The 17,010-nt window shown below is 62.7% G+C and carries 15 protein-coding genes, 1 tRNA gene and 1 pseudogene; 3 read left to right on the top strand and 14 right to left on the bottom strand.

Features of this window, described 5'->3' with window-relative positions:
* Positions 1-78: 78 nt before the first annotated feature.
* Both IWY39_RS05385 and IWY39_RS05380 read right to left on the bottom strand, forming a co-directional pair.
* Positions 79-957, bottom strand: coding sequence for an alpha/beta fold hydrolase (locus IWY39_RS05385; RefSeq protein WP_107125195.1), 879 nt, complete (start codon positions 955-957; stop codon positions 79-81).
* Between the two features lie 79 nt (positions 958-1,036).
* A complete protein-coding gene (locus tag IWY39_RS05380; protein WP_107125275.1) occupies positions 1,037-2,998 on the bottom strand; it encodes a hybrid sensor histidine kinase/response regulator in 1,962 nt (653 codons plus the stop codon).
* Between the two features lie 171 nt (positions 2,999-3,169).
* Between IWY39_RS05380 and IWY39_RS05375 the strand changes: the two genes are divergently transcribed.
* The gene (locus IWY39_RS05375; protein ID WP_107125196.1) at positions 3,170-4,084 is read left to right on the top strand and encodes a sugar kinase; all 915 of its coding nucleotides are present in this window, start codon (positions 3,170-3,172) and stop codon (positions 4,082-4,084) included.
* Between the two features lie 220 nt (positions 4,085-4,304).
* On the opposite strand, the gene IWY39_RS05370 is transcribed toward IWY39_RS05375, so the two are convergent.
* From IWY39_RS05370 to IWY39_RS05365, 3 genes and pseudogenes are all read right to left on the bottom strand, one after another.
* Positions 4,305-4,679: a type IIL restriction-modification enzyme MmeI gene (locus IWY39_RS05370; protein ID WP_196871402.1), complete on the bottom strand. Its 375-nt coding sequence runs from the start codon at positions 4,677-4,679 to the stop codon at positions 4,305-4,307.
* A pseudogene (locus tag IWY39_RS24430) lies at positions 4,680-4,784 on the bottom strand (type IIL restriction-modification enzyme MmeI); the annotation flags it as partial.
* Between the two features lie 11 nt (positions 4,785-4,795).
* Positions 4,796-5,577, bottom strand: a protein-coding gene (locus tag IWY39_RS05365) for an IS5 family transposase (protein ID WP_196871401.1) whose coding sequence is annotated in 2 segments (ribosomal slippage) — positions 4,796-5,253 and positions 5,253-5,577 — 783 coding nt in all. Because the reading frame shifts where the segments join, the coding sequence is not laid out codon by codon here.
* Between the two features lie 126 nt (positions 5,578-5,703).
* Here IWY39_RS05365 and IWY39_RS24550 point away from each other — a divergent pair.
* Positions 5,704-6,045, top strand: coding sequence for an immunity protein Imm33 domain-containing protein (locus IWY39_RS24550; protein ID WP_443019974.1), 342 nt, complete (start codon positions 5,704-5,706; stop codon positions 6,043-6,045).
* Positions 6,046-6,048: 3 nt separating this feature from the next.
* On the opposite strand, the gene IWY39_RS05360 is transcribed toward IWY39_RS24550, so the two are convergent.
* The 9 genes from IWY39_RS05360 to cyoA all read right to left on the bottom strand — a co-directional run bounded on the left by IWY39_RS05360 (position 6,049) and on the right by cyoA (position 15,485).
* Positions 6,049-8,427 (bottom strand): DNA methyltransferase, encoded by a 2,379-nt coding sequence (locus IWY39_RS05360; protein ID WP_229380664.1) that lies wholly within the window; start codon positions 8,425-8,427, stop codon positions 6,049-6,051.
* Between the two features lie 85 nt (positions 8,428-8,512).
* A tRNA-Gly gene (locus tag IWY39_RS05355) sits at positions 8,513-8,586 on the bottom strand.
* A gap of 50 nt (positions 8,587-8,636) precedes the next feature.
* A complete protein-coding gene (locus IWY39_RS05350; protein WP_107125197.1) occupies positions 8,637-9,170 on the bottom strand; it encodes a response regulator transcription factor in 534 nt (177 codons plus the stop codon).
* Positions 9,160-10,485 (bottom strand): ATP-binding protein, encoded by a 1,326-nt coding sequence (locus IWY39_RS05345; protein WP_107125198.1) that lies wholly within the window; start codon positions 10,483-10,485, stop codon positions 9,160-9,162. Before IWY39_RS05345 ends, IWY39_RS05350 begins: the two co-directional genes overlap by 11 nt.
* A complete protein-coding gene (locus tag IWY39_RS05340) occupies positions 10,482-11,180 on the bottom strand; it encodes an SURF1 family protein (RefSeq protein ID WP_107125199.1) in 699 nt (232 codons plus the stop codon). The genes IWY39_RS05345 and IWY39_RS05340 overlap by 4 nt, the downstream gene beginning before the upstream one ends.
* The gene (gene cyoD, locus IWY39_RS05335; RefSeq protein ID WP_107125200.1) at positions 11,177-11,539 is read right to left on the bottom strand and encodes a cytochrome o ubiquinol oxidase subunit IV; all 363 of its coding nucleotides are present in this window, start codon (positions 11,537-11,539) and stop codon (positions 11,177-11,179) included. The genes IWY39_RS05340 and cyoD overlap by 4 nt, the downstream gene beginning before the upstream one ends.
* Positions 11,536-12,180 carry a cytochrome o ubiquinol oxidase subunit III gene (cyoC, locus tag IWY39_RS05330; RefSeq protein WP_017181379.1) on the bottom strand — a complete coding sequence of 215 codons (645 nt, stop codon included), beginning with the start codon at positions 12,178-12,180 and terminating at the stop codon, positions 11,536-11,538. Before cyoC ends, cyoD begins: the two co-directional genes overlap by 4 nt.
* 5 nt (positions 12,181-12,185) lie before the next feature.
* Positions 12,186-14,204 (bottom strand): cytochrome o ubiquinol oxidase subunit I, encoded by a 2,019-nt coding sequence (gene cyoB, locus IWY39_RS05325; protein ID WP_107125201.1) that lies wholly within the window; start codon positions 14,202-14,204, stop codon positions 12,186-12,188.
* Between the two features lie 150 nt (positions 14,205-14,354).
* On the bottom strand, positions 14,355-15,485 hold the full coding sequence (gene cyoA / locus IWY39_RS05320) for a ubiquinol oxidase subunit II (RefSeq protein WP_107125202.1): 1,131 nt from the start codon (positions 15,483-15,485) through the stop codon (positions 14,355-14,357).
* A 164-nt stretch (positions 15,486-15,649) separates the two neighbouring features.
* On the opposite strand from cyoA, the gene IWY39_RS05315 reads away from it, so the two are divergent.
* Positions 15,650-16,984, top strand: coding sequence for an MFS transporter (locus IWY39_RS05315; RefSeq protein WP_107125203.1), 1,335 nt, complete (start codon positions 15,650-15,652; stop codon positions 16,982-16,984).
* Positions 16,985-17,010 lie beyond the last annotated feature (26 nt).

The raw sequence follows: 17,010 nt of genomic DNA, 5'->3' as shown, positions 1-17,010 counted from the left end.
CCCTATCGATAGGGCGACACCCCTCCACCATTCGCTTCGCGAACGGTCCCCCTCCCCTTGCAGGGGAGGACCTAATAGTCACAAAAAGGCGCGCAATTCCGCGATGAAGCGGTTGAACTGGTCGTGGTGGAGCCAATGGCCCGCATCGGCAAATTCGACCAGCCGGGCGTTGCTGAAATGCGCGGCGCGACCGTCCTTGACCGGGTTGGACGCCCAGCTGTCGAGTCCCAGGCACAGCAAGGTCGGCGCGCTGATCTGTCGCCAGAAGGCAGGCAGATCGTCGTCCGATCCGGCCTGTGGCGCAGTGCCGTTGAGATAGGGATCGAATTTCCAGCTATAGCTGCCATCTTCATTGCGATTGACGCCATGCATGGTGAGGTGCAGCGCTTGTTCAAGCGAGAGATGTTCGTTGCGTTCGCGCATCCGCCCGACCGCGGCCTCTATGGTGGGGTAGCGTTTGGGGGTGCGGCGGGCGCTGGCGCGCCGCGATTCGATCCAGTTGCGCCAGCGGTCAGGCTCTGATTCCTGGGCCTTTTCCTGTATCCGGTGGGGCGAAAGGCCCAATCCTTCGATCGCGACGATCTTGTCCACCTTGTCAGGGAACAGGCCCGCAAAGCGCAGCGCAATCGACCCGCCCAGCGAATGGCCGACGATCCTGATCGGCGATCGGTCCAGCAGATCGACCAGCAACGCCAGATCATAGACATAATTGGTCATCATATAAGCGCCGTCAGCCGACCAGCCGCTGTCGCCATGGCCGCGCAGGTCGAGCGCGACGACATGATAATCCTTCGCCAGCGCGCGCGCCGTCCAGTCCCAGCTGCGCCCATGGTCGAAGCCGCCATGGACCAGGATCAGCGTGGGCGCCGATGAATTGCCCCAGTCGAGATAGTGCAGCCGGGTGCGCAACGACGTGAAGAAATGCGATGTCGGTGTGGGCGCAAACGGCGTGTCCATGTAATCCTGCGATTTTGTTGGAATTTTTATTCCATTGGCGAAGTGCAGGCTGCTTGCAAGCCCCTATCCGCCAAAAGTGTCAGCCGCCGTGCGGCGTGACCGTAGCGTCAAGCGGTGGATCGCCGGCGTGCGAAGGGCGACTGGCCTTCACGATGCGGGCGAGATCGGCCTGCTTGAACGGCTTGTCCAGCCGGGGCCGGGCGCTGGCGTGCGGGGGCAATTCGGCAAAGCCGGTGATGATGATGACCGGCAGGCCGGGGAAGCAGGCTTCGATTGCGTCGGCCAGTTGCGCGCCGGTCATGCCCGGCATGGCATGGTCCGTCACGACAAGGTCGATCGCGCCCTGTTCCAGCAGGCGCAGCGCATCCACCGCATTGCTGGCCTGAAACACGGTATGGCCCAGATCTTCCAGCATCCCCGCCGTGTTCATCAGCACCAGATCATCATCATCGACCGCCAATATGACCATCGGCGTGTCGATGTCGTCGGCCATCTGAAAGCGCGCTGGCGCGGGCTCGGCGGTATCGGCGCTGGCGACGGGCAGCCACAGGGCGACGGTAGTGCCAACCCCGACCTCGCTCGACAGGGTCAGCGATCCGCCGCATTGCTGGGCAAAACCATGGACCATTGACAGGCCAAGCCCGGTACCCTTGCCCACGCCCTTGGTCGTGAAAAAAGGTTCGCGCGCGCGTTGCAGCGTCGCTTCGTCCATGCCTTCGCCAGCGTCGGTGACGGCAAGGCGGATATAGGCACCGGCCGCCAGATCGGGCCGTTCGCCGGCATCGACCGCGATTTCCGCCGCCTCGACAATGATCAGGCCGCCGCCCGGCATCGCATCGCGCGCATTGACCGCCAGGTTGAGCAGCGCCAGTTCCAGTTGCGTCGGATCAGCATGGGCGGGGACCATAGCGAGCGGGAAGCGGGTTTCGATGGTGATGCCCGACCCCAGCGTCGTCTGGAGCAGGTCCGCCATGTCGCGCACCAGAGCGATGCAATCGACGCATTGCAGCTTGAGTTCCTGCTTGCGCGCGAAGGCCAGCATCCGCTGGGTCAACGTCGCGCCGCGTTCGGCCGCGGCCATGGCATTGTCGAGATAGCGGCTGATGTCCGCGCCGCTCGCCATGCGTTGCCGCGCCAGATCCAGGCTGCCGACGATAACCGCCAGCAGATTGTTGAAATCATGCGCGACGCCGCCGGTCAGCTTGCCGATCGCGTCCATCTTCTGCGTCTGGACGATGGCGTCGCGCGCTTCGTCCAGCGCGCGCTGCGCTTCGCGTCGTTCGGTCAGATCGCGGGTGACCTTGGCAAAGCCGTGCAATTGGCCCAGCGGGTCGCGGATCGGATCGATCACGACATTGGCCCAGAAACGGGTGCCGTCCTTGCGGATGCGCCAGCCTTCCGCTTCGAACCGGCCCTCCTGTTCGGCGGTGTGGAGCGCGCGGGAGGGGAGGCCGGCGATGCGGTCCTCCTCGCTATAGAAGCGCGAGAAATTCTGGCCGACAATCTCGTCTGCGCTATAGCCCTTGCACCGTTCCGCGCCGCGGTTCCAGCTGGTTACCGTGCCGACGGGATCGAGCATGTAGATCGCATAATCGGTGACGCTGTCGACCAGCAGGCGGAAGCGTTCCTCGCTGTGGCGCAACGCTTCGCGCGCAGAGCGTTGTTCGGTCATGTCGCGGGTGATTTTGGCAAAGCCCAGCAATTGTCCGCTGGGATCGCGTATCGGATCAATCACGACGCTGGCCCAGAAGCGGGTGTCGCCCTTGCGCACGCGCCAGCCTTCCGCTTCGAAACGGCCATCATGTTCAGCGGTGTAGAGGGCAAGGGCAGGCACGCCGCTCGCCTGATCCTCCGCCGTGTAGAAGCGGGAAAAATGCTGGCCGATAATCTCGTCCGCTTCATAGCCCTTGAACCGGCGCGCGCCTGCGTTCCAGCTGACGATGACGCCGGTGGGATCGAGCATGTAGATGGCGTAATCGGTAACACTCTGGACCAATAGTTCAAAGCAGTTGTCAGGACGTCCAGGCACAGCACTAATCATCAATTCCCCGAAGGCGGACGTCGAATGGATCAAGAGCGTCCTTGCCACAGGCAAAACGCCCGTGTCGCGTAAAAGTTCCCTGTTACCGCAAACAGGCCGTTTACCGTTGACGGCTTGACTTGCGCGCAGTCGCTCCGCACGAAACCGGCGTCAGATGGAACGGGATGGAATATGGTCAGCGTAGCAGGGGCGAGCGTCACTGTCATCGGGGAAGCGATGCTGGAACTGAGCCGGGGGACGGGCGACGGCTGGACGCTGGGCTATGGCGGCGATGTCATCAACACCGCGATCCATCTCGCCCGGTCGGGCGACAGGGTGCGGCTGGCGAGCGCCATGGGCACGGACCCGATGAGCGCGGAACTGTGCGCGGCATGGGAGGCCGAAGGGGTCGACACCGCGCTGGTGCTGCGCGCGGCGGACCGGCTGCCGGGCCTGTATGCGATCGAAACGGATGCGAGCGGCGAGCGCAGTTTCCATTATTGGCGGGGGGAGGCGGCCGCGCGGCGGATGTTCGATCTGCCCGGCAGCGTGGATATGGTGGCGCAGGCGGCGCAGTCCGACCTGCTCTATTTCTCGCTCATCACGCTGGCCATCCTGCCCGACGAAGGGCGGGAGGCGTTGCTGAACCTGTGCGCCAGGGTGCGGGCCGGGGGCGGCAAGGTGGCGTTCGACGGCAATTATCGCGCCCGGCTGTGGAGCGATGCCGCAACCGCCTGCCACTGGCGCGACCGGGCGATTGCGGTCAGCGACATGGGGTTGCCGACGCTGGCGGACGAGGTGGAGATGGGCGCAGCCGACGACGCGCAGGACGCCGCCGCCCGCTGGGGTGCGCGGCAGGGGCGTGAGGTGGTGGTGAAGCTGGGCGGTGACGGCTGCCTGGTCGATGGCGTTGTCGTGCCGGTCCCGCAGATGGTGCCGGTGATCGATTCCAGCGGGGCTGGTGATGCGTTCAACGGCGGCTATCTCCATGCACGGCTGACGGGCGCGACGCCCGTGGACGCGGCGCTGGTGGGGCATAGGCTGGCGGGATGGAATATCGGGCGTCGCGGCGCGATCCCGGCGCGGGACGGGGATGCGCCCTATTGAACCGATTCAGAACGGGAACTGTGATCCTCCCCCAGCGGGGGAGGTGGCTGGCCGCAGGCCAGACGGAGGGGTGTCCAGCTATCGAGAGGGCGATACCCCTCCGTCAGCACTTCGTGCTGCCACCTCCCCTTGCAGGGGAGGATGCTTCCAGAATGTCTGGCACAGCATCTGCAATCGCGGACTGCGGCCTTCGCCGGGGGAACGCTAGCCGCAAGTTGCCTTAACTCCCGCCCGCATCCTGACCGGCCTTGCGCGCCACGCGGCGGTTTTTCGCGGCGCCCAGCCGTTCGAGCGGATTGACCAGCGCCTCATAGCGACCGAACAGATGTTCCACCCGGTCGCGGTCGGTTTCAAACGGGGCCGCACGGTAGAGGCGATCAACCGCGCGGTCGAGCGCGGCATGGGCGCGGCGCAGGTCGGCGGGCATGGTGTCCGGGTCATACAGATCGGCCAGGCTGGACGTGGGATAGGCGGCGCGGGCATCCAGCACCGCCTGCGCCAGCCCCTCTATTTTAGCGCGCTGCGCGGGGGTGGCGTCGGGCCATGGGAAGGTGTTGTATACAACACCAACCGAATACATGAAATCAGACTTCATTCGTCCGGTGATTGCTTTCATCCAAGCCATGTGGATGGAACTTGTAATGATCCCAAAATCCCAAAGAGTTGCATCGGCTAAAAGTCGTAACTTGTCGCTTGGAATCGTTGGGGGTTCTAGGCCGCGTGGACAAATTTGAGCCAGTATCTGATGGTGGCGAGATGGACCATGCCGAGGAAGCTGTTTGCCAGTTGGTCATAGCGGGTGGCGATAGCGCGGTTAATCTTGAGATGGCCGAACATACGCTCGATGCGATTGCGCTGCTTGTAGAGCGTGCGGTTATGCTCGATTTTCACCCGTCGGTTTGAACGGCCGGGGATGACGGCTTCGATCTTTCGTTCGGCGAGGTTGGCGCGGATCGCATCGGCATCGTAGCCCTTGTCGGCGAGCAGAGCATCGGGTGCGCGTTCGGGCAGACCGATCAGGGCGTCATAGGCCTTGCAGTCTGCCGCCTCGCCGGCTGTCAGATGGAAGGCGAGCGGTCGCCCGAGGGCATCAGCCAGGCAGTGAAGCTTACTGGAGAACCCGCCCCGCGAGCGGCCAAGAGCGCGTCGATGAGTCCCCCTTTTCCGCCCGCTGCCGACACATGGGCGCGAACGGTGGTGCTATCGATGCTGTAGTGGCCGCTGTCTGCCATGACCTCGGCCAACGTCACGGCCACGGTTTCCCAGACCCCGGCTTCGCTCCATCTTCTGAACCGCCGATAGATTGTGTTCCAGCTACCGTACTTCGGCGGCACGTCGCGCCACGGAGCGCCGCAGCGAAGCCGCCATAGGATGCCATTTATGATCGTTCGGCTCTGCTCGGGCGGCCTGCCTCGACTACGGTTCTCACGCTCTATGGGCAACAAGCCCTTCAGAACACGCCATTCCGCTTCGGTGAGATCGCCCCTGCTCAAGCCTGCCTCCAAAAGACAGCCTTGAATCAACCTGAGTGGCCGGGGTCAATCTCGCTTTGCACGTCGGCACGAAAATCCTTGGTCTACGCCGAGCCGATATGCAGGCGGTCATCCGTTCGCTAATCTATGCTCATGGAGCAAGCCCAAGTGGATATCTGCGAGCGTTACGGCGCCGCATTCTCGCCACCGGATGGTGCGATGAAGGTTGGGATATCGGACAGCGCCTTGCGAGGCGAGGTGCCACTACATGGCCTCCGCCACGAACCCCAAAGCGGCACATCAGGTTGGTTCATCTGGTCAGGGGAGTGGTCAGATGCGGCGGACCTCTTCAAACCGCTACATCTTCATCATCTTGCAGACGACTGCCCTGCGGCTTTGCCATTCTTAGCCTTACCTCCGGGATGGCGATTCATGACCGCACCCGGCCATGAGGATGTGTGGCCTGACCACACCCTTCTCGAACAGTAGAGGTCAATGCATCCCGAATTTGTCCACGCCGCCTAGCCATCCAATTGGGGCATAATCACGTCGCTCTGAACTGACTTGTGGAATGACTAAAAATGGACTCTCAGGAATAACCGTGACGTGAAAGCTGGTCGGATGGTCCGCCAGCGAGTACGTTGAACTGCCATGAGTGGGACGCGCTCCATCAGGTTTTCCTCTAGGATGTAGTTCGCCCTTCCGAAATGCGCGCACGCCTGCAAGCCGCTCTTTGATGAACCGTGATTGTCTGATTTTTTCAGGTAAAGCTTTTTGTAGCGCAAGTATCCATCGCTTGCCGTCGTTAATAAATTCTTCTGCGCCGACGAAAGGTTGTATAAACTCAAGAATGTCGGGTTCGGCTAAACTGACGTCTGCCCGTTCTTGCCCCCTCAAAATCAAATATCCACCATCAACTGGTTTACTGCCCGTTATCAAGCGTTGCGCCCCATTGATCGGCCTGCTTTCCTCCTTCACCACCAGATGCCGGTTCGCCACACCCTTTGCATCGAACAGATAGGCCGTGAGTGCGGCATGGCGACTTTCGACCGGATCGCCCTTAATGTCGGGATAGCTGAACAGCCGCTTTTCCGCTGGCTCATGGTCGCGATGGGCAAGGCCGATGATGACGACATGCACATGGGCCTTGCCCTTGGCTTCGCTGAACCAGTTGAAGGTGCGATGCGCGAAGGTGATTTCCAGCCCGTGCCGGTCGAACAGGATCGGCCATAGCTGCGCCACCTGTTCGCCCTGTGTAATCGAATTGGTGGACACGAAGGCGATGCGGATGCGCCGGTTGGTCTGGCAATATTGCCCCGCCTTGATGAACCATGCCGCGACATAATCCAGCGTGCCGCCACTGCCGCCCAGCCCGGCAATGTGCCGGACCTGCGCCCGCTGAAACTCGCTCTGGAACTTGGCTCCGATAAAAGGCGGGTTGCCCATGATATAGCTGCATTTTTCCGGCGGCAGCAACTCTGCCCAGTCCGCTTCCAGCGCGTCGCCATGCAGGATGTGGGCGCTGTCCTTCAATGGAATGCGGGCATAGTTCAGGCGGAACGCTTCATTGATCGCATTATTGGCGATATGGTCCATCATCCACATCGCGACTTCGGCGATCCGGGCCGGAAACTCCTCATATTCGATGCCGTAAAACTGGTCGACCGTGACGCGGGACAGCAGGGCGGCGTCAATCTGTTGCTCGCCATATTGGGCCTTGAGCGCTTCCAATTCCAACGCCCGGATTTCGCGATAGGCGATGACCAGAAAATTGCCGCAACCGCAGGCCGGGTCAAAGAAGGTCAGCCGCGCCAGCTTGTTCTGAAATTCGCCCAGCGCCCGGTCCCGGCCTGTCTTGCGCGCGATGATGGTGGCCAGTTCCGATTTCAGATCATCCAGGAACAGCGGCCCGATGACCTTCATGATATTGGCTTCGGTGGTGTAATGCGCGCCCTTCGCCCGCCGTTCCTTCGCGTCCATCACCGACTGGAACAGCGACCCGAAAATGGCGGGCGATACGCCCGACCAGTCGTGCCGCGCCGCGTCCAGCAGATGATCGCGCATCGCCTGGGTAAAATGCGGGGTGCGGACACGCTTGGCGAACAGGCGGCCATTCACATAGGGAAAGGCGTTGAGTTCCGCCTGCAATGTCGATTGGCGGGCATTTTCCGGCGTGTCCAGCACGTCGAACAGGTCATTGAGAACACGGCCAACGTCACTGCCGTCGGGCCGCGTGTCGTTTTCGACAAGCTGTAGGAAAATATCCTTGGGCTGGAAAATGCCGGTGTCGTCGGCAAACAGGCAGAAGAGCAGCCGGACCAGCAATTGTTCCAGATCATGCCCGACATAGCCCGTTTCCTCCAGCGCGTCGTGCAGCTTGCCCATCAGTTCCGCCGCCTTGATGGTGACGCCTGCCTGGGTTTCAAAGCTGACCTTGCGGCCCAGCATGAAATCGAAAGCGGTGATATGCCTGTGCAGATCGGCGAGGCGGAATTTCAACTGTGTGCGGGTTTCAAGGTCCAGCAGCACCCAGGTCTGGAAATCGCAGGACAGCACCCAGCGGGGTTGCTGCGTCGGGTGGATGCCCTCCACATAATCGAGCGCCTGGCCCTGCGCCCGGCCAAGGTCCAGGCTGGCGCTCTTCTGTTCGACCAGCAGCGTGCCGGGCCAGAACAGGTCGATAAAGCCATGGCGATTGTTCAGCAGCTTGACGCGCTGTTCATAGATCGCGACCTGCTTGCGCCTGATGCCGAAAATCTCGAAAAATTCATTGTAGAATGTCTGGGTCTGGCCGCGCTCATAGTGCGCGTCTTTCCATTCATCGCTGAACGCCTTGGCCCGCCGCTTGATCTCATCCCAGCCTAAACGCATGAATCCCCCTGACGTGCGCCAAGGCTTAGCCTGACGAGCACCGGTCGCCAAGGCGCGTTTGGATTATCCAGAGGATTGGGAAAATTGGAGCGGGTGAGGGGAATCGAACCCCCGTCGTCAGCTTGGGAAGCTGCTGCTCTACCATTGAGCTACACCCGCGTTCGACCGCCCATTGCCACGCGGGAAATGCGCCGTCAACCGATTGGGCGTCAGCCGATCTGGCGCTTGGCGAGTTTGCGGGCCAGGGTGCGGCGGTGCATGCCCAGGCGGCGGGCGGCTTCGGAAATGTTGAACTCGCTGTCCTTGAGCGCTTCATGGATATGTTCCCACTCCAGCGTCTTGATCGACGTCGGGCGGGGGGCGAGCGGGATGGCGGTGTCGCCGCCGGACCGGGCGAAGGCGGCTTCGATGTCGTCGCTGTTGGACGGTTTGGCGAGATAGTTGGTGGCGCCCAGCTTGATCGCCTCTACCGCGGTGGCGATGCTGGCAAAGCCGGTCAGCACGACGATGAGCATGTCGGGATCATGGGCATGGAGCGCCTGGACGCAGACCAGCCCGGATTGCCCGCCCAGCTTGAGGTCGACGACGGCATAGGCCGGATCATGATCCGCCAGCAATTGCACGACCATTTCCTGACTGTCGGCGATCAGCACGGTATAGCCGCGCCGCTCGAACGAGCGTTTGAGCGTCTTGGCGAAGGCGTCGTCATCCTCGACGATCATGAGCAGGCGGTTATCGGTCATCGCTATCCTCCCCGATCGCGAGCGTGCCGAGCGGCAGGCGCAGCAATATCAGCGCGCCGCCATCCGCGCCATTGCTGGCGCTGACGCAGCCGCCAAGCTTTCGCACGACATTGACGACCAGGAACAGGCCAAGCCCGCCGCCCTGGCGCCCCTTGCTGGAGCGATAGGGCTTGCCGAAATCGGCCAGCATGTCCGCGTCGAACCCCGGTCCATTGTCGCGCACGGCAATGTTGAGCCACTGGCTTTCGCGCCCGACCAGCAGGTCGATATAGGTTGCGCCCGCCTCCCGCGCATTGTCGAGCAGGTTGGTGATCGCCTGCCGGATGACGGGATCGGCAACGATGCGCGGATAATCGTGCGGGCCGAAATCGCAGCGCAGCGGCATCCCCGGATTGGCGGCGCGCCAGCCCTGCGCCATGCCGTCGATGAAGGCGCGGACATTGGTGACCTGCGGTGCTTCGCCGCGCGCTTCGCCCGCCGACAGCAATATGCCCGACAGGATCGCCTTGCACCGGGTGACGGCGGCCTGCATTTCCTCCACTTCCTCGACCAGAGCGGGGTGAGTGGTGATTTCGGGCATGTGCCGCCAGTCGCCCAGCACGACCGCGAGCGAGGAGAGGGGGGTGCCCAGTTCATGCGCCGCGCCCGACGCCAGCAGGCCCATGCGGACGATATGCTCTTCCTCCGCCGCCTGTTGCCGCAATTGCGCCAGATAGGCTTCGCGCGCGGCCAGGTTGCGGGTGACGCGGGTCATGAACAGCACCAGCAACACCGCGATCATGGTGAAGCAGACCCAGGTACCGATGATGTGCAGATCGAACAGGCGGCCCTCCAGCGCGTCGCTGAGGTCCAGCGGGCGGTAGAAGAAGGCGAGACCGGCAGCGCACAGCACGGAGATCGCGACGATGCCCCACACGCTCCAGCGATGGAGCAGCACCGCGCCCAGCGCGACCTGGAGCAAATAGAGCGAGATGAACGGATTGGTCGCGCCGCCGCTCATATAGAGTTGGGCGGTGAGCGAGAGGACGTCGAACAGCAGCGCCAGGAACAGTTCGGCATGGGTGATGTCGGTGCGCCGTCGCAATATGGCGAGGCTGGCCAGGTTCACGCCGGCCGCGATGCAGGGGACGACCAGCATCGGCACCATCGGCAGGCGGATGCCCATGCCGTAATGGACGATCAGGATGGTAGCGACCTGACCCGCCAGCGCGATCCAGCGCAACTGCACCAGCAGCGCCATATTCTTGCGCCCGGCAGCGTCGGCTGGCCACTGGCTGGGCAGCCAGCGGGCGGCGATCGGCAGGCGCAGGGTCATGGACGGCGGCTTTGACGCATGAGGAGGATATAGGCGCCCGCGACCATGGCGGCCAGACTGAACCATGTCAGCGCATAGACAAGATGATTGTTGGGGAAGCGGATGACGGTGAGGCCGCCTATGGGCAGGGCATCGGGCTGTGTCCCGGCGTCGGCGTCGATGAAATAATCGGCGGTCGCGGGCAGGGCGCGCGCGGCGGCGATGGCGGCGACATCGCGCGAATACCAGCGGTCGGCGGCGGGATCGTTCGACCGCAGGAAGCCGCCGCCCGGCTCGGTCAGGCGCAGCAGGCCGGTGATGCTGACCGTCCCTGCCGGGCGGGCGTAGCGGGTGCGGGCGTCGTGCGGCACGAAACCGCGATTGACGAGGAGGATCGAGCCATCGGGGCGGCGCAGCGGGGTCAGCACCCAAAAGCCGGGGCCGCGCACGGTGGAAGCCTGCACCAGCGTTACCCGGTCGTGCAGGAAGGTGCCGGTGGCGCGCACGCGGCGATATTCGTCGGCGCTGGTGGCGCTCGCAGGCGCGGCGACAGGCCTGGCGTGGATGCGCGCGTCGACGCGCGCGATCAGGTCACGCTTCCACGCCAGCCGCTCCACCTGCCACACGCCCAATGCACACAGCCCCGCAAACAGCAAGGCGGCGATCAGCGTCAGGCCGACGGGGAAACCCGCCCGGCCCTGGCTGTGCGATGTCACGGCATCTGGCTCATATCATGCTCCATATGGGGCATCATATTGTTGTTGAGATGATACATGACCCACATCGAGCCGGACAGGGTGATAACCACCAGCACCAGCGTGAAGAGCAGCGCCATCATCGACCAGCCGCCTTCCGACCGGGTGTTCATGTGCAGGAAGTAGATCATGTGGACGATGATCTGCACCATGGCAAAGCCCATGATGACGAAGGCGGTGACCTGCGGATTGGCGAAGGTCTGGTTCATGACCAGCCAGAAAGGAATGGCCGTCAGCAGCACCGACAGGCCAAAGCCGATCATGTAGCTGCCCATCGTCCCGTGGGAGCCTTGCGAATGTTCGTGATCGTGCGCGCTCATCGCAGCATCCCCATGAGATAGACGAAGGTAAAGACGCCGATCCAGATGACGTCGAGGAAATGCCAGAACATCGACAGGCACATCAGGCGGCGCTGGTTGGCGGCGATCAGCCCCTTTTGGCCGACCTGCACCATCAGCGTCACCAGCCAGATGATGCCGAAGGTGACGTGCAGGCCATGGGTGCCGACCAGCGCGAAGAAGGCTGACAGGAAGCCCGACCGTTGCGGGGTCGCGCCTTCATGGATGAGATGGGCAAATTCGTAGAGTTCGATGCTCAGGAACGCCAGGCCGAACAGGCCGGTGATGGCGAGCCAGGCCTGCGTCGCGCCGACCTTGTCCTTCTCCATCGCCAGCATGGCAAAGCCATAGGTGATGGACGAGAAGAGCAGCATCGCGGTGTTGAGCGCGACGAGATTGAGGTCGAACAGGTCGCGCGGTCCCGGCCCCGCCGCATAATTGCCGCCCAGCACGGCATAGATGGCGAACAGGCAGGCGAAGATGAGGCAATCGCTCATCAGGTAGATCCAGAAGCCCAGCGCCGTGCTGGACCCTTCGGGATGATGCGGATCTTCGCCCAGATGAAAGAGCGGATTGCCGTCATTGTCGAGGAAGGCGGGGTCGATTGCGGATCGTGTGGCCATGATGTTTAGCCCTGTGTTGCGAGCAGCGCGCTGCGCTCGCCCTCGGTACGCTCGACCACGTCCCGTGGGATGTAGAAATCGCGCTTGTAGTTTAACGTATGCCCGATCGCGACCGCCAGTATGGCGACGAAGGACAGGCCCGCCAGCCACCACATGTACCAGATCATCCCGACCGAGAAGGCGACCGACAGGCCCGCAATGATGATGCCGGTGCCGGTGTTGGACGGCATGTGGATGGGGGCATAGCCGGTCAGCGGACGCTCATAGCCGCGCTTCTTCATGTCCGCCCAGGCGTCGCCATCATGAATGACCGGGGTGAAGGCGAAATTATAGTCGGGCGGGGGCGAACTGGTCGCCCATTCGAGCGTGCGGCCGTCCCACGGATCGCCGGTCGTGTCACGTAACTGGTCGCGATTCTTGATGCTGACGGCGAACTGGATGAGCATGCAGGCGATGCCCCCCGCGATCATCACCGCCCCCAGCGCCGCGATCTGGAACCAGATTTGCAGGCTGGGATCATCGAACACGCGCATCCGGCGGGTGACGCCCATCAGGCCCAGCACATAGAGCGGCATGAAGGCGACCCAGAAGCCCACGACCCACAGCCAGAAGCTGCGCTTGCCCCAGGTTGTTTCCAGGCGGAAACCGAACGCCTTGGGCCACCAGTAATTGATCGCCGCGAACAGGCCGAACAGGACGCCGCCGATGATGACATTGTGGAAATGGGCGATCAAGAACAGCGAATTGTGCAGCACGAAATCCGCCGGCGGAACGGCGAGCAGCACGCCGGTCATGCCACCCACGGTGAAGGTCAGCATGAAGGCGACCGTCCACATCATCGGCAGTTCGTAGCGGATGCGCCCGCGATACATGGTGAACAGCCAGTTGAAGAGCTTGGCCCCGGTGGGGATGGAAATCACCATCGTCGTGATGCCGAAGAAGCTGTTGACGCTGGCGCCCGAACCCATGGTGAAGAAATGGTGCAGCCAGACGAGATAGCTGAGCAGCGCGATGACGATCGTGGCGTAAACCATCGAGCTGTAGCCGAACAAGCGCTTGGACGAGAAAGTGGAGGTGACTTCGCTGAACACGCCGAACAGCGGCAGGATAAGGATATAGACTTCCGGATGGCCCCAGATCCAGATCAGGTTCACATACATCATGGGGTTGCCGCCCATGTCGTTGGTAAAGAAGGCGGTGCCGACATAACGGTCGAGGCTGAGCAGCGCCAGCACGGCGGTCAGCACCGGGAAGGCGGCGACGATCAGGATATTGGCGCAGAGCGACGTCCAGGTGAAGATGGGCAGCTTCATCATCGTCATGCCCGGCGCGCGCATCTTGACGATGGTGGCGATCAGGTTGACGCCCGATAGCAGCGTGCCGATGCCCGCTATCTGCAATCCCCAGATATAATAGTCGACGCCCACGCCCGGCGAATAGGCGATCCCCGACAAGGGCGGATAGGCGAGCCAGCCGGTGCGGGCGAATTCGCCCACGAACAGCGACATCATGACGATGACGGCGCCCGCCGTCGTCATCCAGAAACTGAAATTGTTAAGGAAAGGGAAGCTGACGTCGCGCGCGCCGATCTGGAGCGGGACGATATAGTTCATGATCCCCGTGATCATCGGCATCGCGACGAAGAAGATCATGATGACGCCATGCGCCGTGAAAATCTGGTCGTAATGATGGGAATTCAGATAGCCTTCGGAGCCGTTGAAGGCCATCGCCTGCTGAAGCCGCATCATGATGGCGTCGGCAAAGCCGCGCAGGAACATGATCAACCCCAGGACCATGTACATGATGCCGATGCGCTTATGGTCGACGGTGGTGAACCAGTCGCGCCACAACATGCCCCACAGCCGATATTTGGTGATGAGGCCCAGCACCACCGCGCCGCCCAGCGCGACCATCACGAAGGTGCCGACGACGATCGGCTCATGCAGCGGGAGCGAACTCCAGTCGAGCCGACCGAAGATCAGCTCCCAGATGCCGCTATTTTCGGAGGCGGGATGCGGGGACATGGACGTTAGGGCCTTGAAAGGGGGAAGGGGGAGAGTGGTAAACTGCGTTCATCCGCCAACAACATCCGTTCGCTTCGAGCGAAGTCGAGAAACGCTGGCACAGTGCATGATGTGTCTCGACTAGGCTCGACACGAACGGATGTGGGTTTTCTAAAGCCCATCATGCCCCTCATGATCTTGCTGCCCCGGCGCTTGGTTGCCGCGCTCGGCGGGGGTGCGTTCGGCGGCGGGCGTCATGCCTGCGGGCTGGGCGATCTCCCCCTTCTTGCCGGGTTCGACCGGGTGATAGCCGCCCACGTCGATGGTGCCGTCATGGCGCAGGCCAGCCGTGTCGCGGGCCGATTCCTTGCCCGCCCCGCCTTGGGCATCGGTCATCATGATCTGGTCCATGCAGCGCTTGCCCGGTTGCACGCACATATTGAGCGCGGCGTGGAACAGGCGGGGTTCGACGCTGGCGAAATAGATTGGCTTCACCTTTTCGCTGGGCTGTTCCAGCTTCACATAGGTGGCGCGGTCCAGCCTCTGGCCGCTGGCCTTCACGCGGGCGACCCACTGGTCAAAGCCGCGCTGGTCCATGGCGTGGAATTTGAAGCGCATGTTGGAAAAGCCGGCGCCCGAATAGTTGGCGGAAAAGCCGTCGAAGGTGCCGGGCCGGTTGGCGACCGCGTGCAGGCTGGTCTGCATTGCCGGCATGGCATAGATCTGCCCGGCGAGCGCGGGCACGAAAAAGCTGTTCATGATCGATGCGGACGTGATCTTGAATTCGATCGGCTGATCGATCGGCGCGGCCAGTTCATTGACTGTGGCGATCCCCATTTCCGGATAGATGAACAGCCATTTCCAGTCGAGCGCGACGACTTCGACCTGCAGGCGCTTTGCCGCCGGATCGACCTTGCGTTGCGGGTCGAGCCGTTCGACCGGGCGATAGGGGTCGAGCAGATGGGTGCTGGTCCAGGTGACCGCACCCAGTGCGATGATGATCAGCAGCGGCGCGGACCAGATCAGCAATTCCAGGCTGGTCGAATGGTCCCAGTCGGGATCATAATCGGCGGCCTGCGCCTTTGCGCGATATTTCCAGGCGAACCAGGCGATCGTGCCCATCACTGGCACCACGATCAGCAGCATCAGCGCGGTCGCGATGAGGATGAGGTCGCGTTGCTGCATTGCAACGTCGCCCGACGGGGCCATGACCACCCAGTTGCACGCCCCCAGCGGCAGCAGCAGAACGGGCGCGAATCGGCGCAGAATTGCGCGGCTTTTGGCGGGCGGTCGAGCGATCATGGCCTCCGTCTAGTCAGGAAGTTACCGGGGCGACATTGGACCTTTTGTCCTATCCCTGTGCGGTTGCGAAATAGGGCATGGGTCTATTTGACAAGCCGATGATTCGCCATGCAACGAAGTAGGGCGAACAATCGTTCCCGCAGCATGAAGGCCCTTTTCACGCCATGACATCCGCGACGACAACGCCGAACAAGACGCAGGCGGAGCATGACGTGCGCAATCTTCATGCGCATGGCGACAAGAAAATCGCGCCGACCGAGATCGCCATTGGCGTCATCATCGGGCGGACGTCGGAATTTTTCGACTTTTTCGTTTATGCCATTGCGTCCTGCATCGTCTTTCCCGCCCATGTGTTCCCCTATCTGTCGCCGCTGCAAGGCACGCTCTGGTCGTTCGCCATCTTTGCGCTCGCCTTTGTGAGCCGGCCGATCGGGTCGGTCATCTTCATGGCGATCGACCGCGCCTATGGCCGCGGGGTGAAGCTGACCATCGCGCTGTTCCTGCTTGGCGGATCGACCGCGGCTATCGCGTTCCTGCCCGGCTACGCGACGATCGGCCATTGGTCGGCCGTGCTGCTGGCGCTGTTCCGCGCGGGGCAGGGGGTCGCGCTGGGCGGCACCTGGGATGGTCTTGCATCCTTGCTTTCGCTCAACGCGCCGCAGAGCAAGCGCGGCTGGTACGCCATGATGCCGCAACTGGGCGCGCCGCTGGCGCTGATGGTGACGGCGGGCCTGTTCGCCTTCTTCCTGTCGACCTTGTCGCGTGCCGATTTCCTCGATTGGGGCTGGCGCTATCCTTTCTTCGTCGCGTTCGCGATCAATGTGGTGGCTTTGTTCGCGCGGTTGCGGATCGTGGTGACGGAGGAGTTTTCGCGCCTGTATGAAAAGCGCGAGCTTCAGCCTTCGCTGGTCATCCCGACCGTGCGCGGCGAAGGGCGCAACATCGTCATCGGCGCTTTTGCCCCGCTGGCCAGTTTCGCGCTGTTCCACATGGTCACCGTGTTTCCGCTGTCGTGGATCGCGCTCTACACCGACCAGCCGCTGGAGCGCTTTCTGGTGATCGAGGTGATCGGCGCTTTTGTCGGCGTGCTGGCGATCATCGTATCCGGCTTCGTTGCCGACATGATCGGTCGGCGTCGGTTGCTGGGCTTTTCGGCGGTCGGCATCGGCTTTTTCGCGGTCGCCGCGCCGCTGCTGCTGAATGGCGGCGATCTGGGCGAGGTCGCCTTCATGGTGCTCGGCTTCATCCTGCTTGGCCTCAGCTTTGGCCAGTCGTCGGGCGTGGTAGCCTCCAATTTCCGTACCGCGACCCGCTATACCGGGTCGGCGCTGACGTCGGATCTTGCCTGGCTGGTGGGGGCGGGCTTTGCCCCGCTCGTCGCGCTGGCGATTTCGGCGGAGTTCGGGCTGGCGGCGTCCGGCGCCTATCTGCTGTCGGGTGCGGTGGTGACTGGCTTCGCCCTGTTCGTGAACAAGGAACTGGCGGGCAAGGACCGCTAGACCCGTTTGCCAGCCAGTCGGACGGC

Source organism: Sphingobium sp. JAI105 (assembly GCF_015752145.1).
In the GTDB taxonomy this organism is placed as follows: Bacteria; Pseudomonadota; Alphaproteobacteria; order Sphingomonadales; family Sphingomonadaceae; genus Sphingobium; species Sphingobium xenophagum.
The sequence above is the reverse complement of the archived record's forward strand: the minus strand, read 5'-3'. Positions and strand labels throughout refer to the sequence as shown.